This is a genomic window from Photorhabdus temperata, from assembly GCF_025384845.1.
Taxonomy (GTDB): domain Bacteria; phylum Pseudomonadota; class Gammaproteobacteria; order Enterobacterales; family Enterobacteriaceae; genus Photorhabdus; species Photorhabdus temperata.
In genome coordinates, this window is the sequence record NZ_JAJAFX010000143.1 from 1 (window position 1) to 2,428 (window position 2,428).

A 2,428-nucleotide genomic window follows, 5' to 3' on the forward strand; every position below is an offset into this window, starting at 1 on the left:
TTTGAAAGCTACGGGCGTTTTCAGTGGGATGCGGAAGGAAAACCTTTTACCCAACTGCGGTTAGAGCAGTTACAAAACTACAGCAAAGTCGGCACAGCTCAAACCAACTGTATCCGGCTTCGTCCGGGCAAAATTTTTACGCTGCAATCCCATCCAATAGAAGCGATGAATGACCGCTGGCAGGTGCTGTCTGTCACTCATTATGGGCGGCAGCCTATCGCCTCAAACGACGGTGGTGAAGGAACAACACTGACAAACGATGTCACCTTTATTCCAGGGCGACAGGATTGGCGGCCACCTTACCGCTACAAACCGCTGGCGGACGGTGATGAAGTCGCCACGGTGGTCGGGGCGGGCAGCGAAGAGATTTATGTGAACGAACACGGCGAGATACGTATCCACTTCCATTGGAACCGTTACGATGAAGCGGACGACCTCGCTTCCTGCTGGGTGCGGGTCGCACAGGGCTGGAACGGCAACGGTTTCGGTTTTATGGCGATACCCCGCGTCGGGCAGGAGGTGATAGTCAGCTATCTGAATGGCGATATTGACCGCCCGATTGTGACGGGCTGTACCTACAACGGCCTCAACCGCCCGCCACTTGATTTACCGGTGGAGAAGACCCGTACCACCTTTAAAACCCGAACTCACCGGGGCCAGGGATTTAATGAACTGCGCTTTGAGGATGCCAAAGGCAGCGAGGAAGTGTTTATTCATGCTCAGCGGGATATGAAAACCCAGATTCTCTGGGATAAAACCACGCAGATAGGCCATGACCAGAAAACAGACGTTGAGCATAACCGCACTGCGATAATTAAAAACGATGATGACGAAGCCGTGCAGGGCTGCCAGACGCTGGAAGTCGGTCAAAATCAAACGGTGACCATTAAAGGTCAGCAAGCCATTTCCATTAGTAAAAGTCATCAATTGAACGTCGCCGATAACCAGCAAATTACCGTGGGTAAACATATCTCGCTGCACTCTGACCGCGGGCAAATCACCATTGGGAACGCAGGCGGACAGATAGTCATTGATCCCATGGGGAATATCCGTATTGAGGGCGTCAGCATCACTATGACCGACCACATCACCGGCAAGAAATCCGCCGGTGCGCTGTTTGATTATTCAGCCCGCTATACCCTGCGAAGTGAGCAAAGCGATAAACCGCTGGTGAATACCCGCTATACCATCACCACTGGCGATGGTCAGGTCATCCCGGGTAAAACTGACGTGCTGGGCAGAACGATGACCGTGCAGAGTGCGGCAGAGGAAAATCTGCAACTGAATTCACCGCAAGCAACACCCAAGCCGAAGAAAACCGTATACGAGGTCAGTGATAACGCGCCCGTAGAGTATGTTATGGAATTTATGGAGGAGTAAGTATGGCAATATCCAACAGCGGCAAGATGTGCCCTGCCGTCACATCAATCACCTGCACGATGGAAATCGGCGTCTTTCCCGCCGATGAAGATCCCTGTTATCTGGCGAGAAAAGCTGAATACGCCCTGCGTCTGCCGGCAATGATTATCACCAAACTGGGGGCTATTCGCTTTCTTAATCAAGTCATTATGAGTGGATTGATTAAGGTTGAGGAGCTTAAACATGACTTCCTGTGGCCCTATAAAGCGGAAGTGGTGTTTGCTATCCGAGGGAAGAAGGATGTTCCTCTCCCCATGCTGGCAACCAGTCAAGTCTCGAAGCAACATTATGGTGATAATTTACCACAATCCAGTAATCCGTTTGCCCGGCCTTCTGTCGACGACGGGGAGAAATTTGGTGTTAAACGTATTCGCCGCCCCGATATTATTCTGGTTAAGGATGAAGCACTCCGTTGGCCGGGCAGAAATGCCACCTACTTCGATGGTTCTGTGCACCCTGATAATCTGAAAATGTTGATTGAGGTTAAATTTCCGGGGGATTCCCTCAGTAAAGGGCAACAAACTGATTACATTCAGATTGCAACCGAAGACCGTTTTGGTGTGATGCGTGTCGATGATAGCCGCACAGAAGAGCAAAAACAGTATGATGAGGCATGGCGAAAACATTACCAACCCGGCTCACAACACTATAAAAATCCGATACCGCTGGCCCCGCTGCGGCCCGGTTCTCCTCCTGATGATGAAGCTTTACCCATCCCGCCCGAAGAGGGTGTGCCGGGGACCATTCCTCAGCCGCTGACAAAAAAACTCCCGCTTCTCAGCACTTCTCCCTGGTCTTTTTTACCCAGCTATGAAGACTGGGTTGTCCTCGGGCAGGAGGTGGCTGGTCTGGCCGAAAATGGATTGAATTATGTCCGCGACAGTACCCGGGAGCTCCTTGCCCAGTTTGATGCGTGGCTCAATCAAGCCGGCAAGTGGGTGTGTGAAGAAATTGTTGACCCGATAAGCCATCAGGTCAGCTACGCGTTTTCCTGGGTTAATGAACAAAC

At 51.4% G+C, this 2,428-nt stretch carries 2 protein-coding genes; both read left to right on the plus strand.

The annotated features are described in order from the left end of the window. Positions 1-1,380 (plus strand): type VI secretion system tip protein TssI/VgrG (tssI, locus tag LGZ99_RS24000; RefSeq protein ID WP_262979807.1); only part of this gene is annotated, 1,380 nt, incomplete at its 5' end. Between the two features lie 2 nt (positions 1,381-1,382). Further along, a partial coding sequence (locus tag LGZ99_RS24005) for a VRR-NUC domain-containing protein (protein WP_262979808.1) occupies positions 1,383-2,428 on the plus strand: 1,046 nt, incomplete at its 3' end.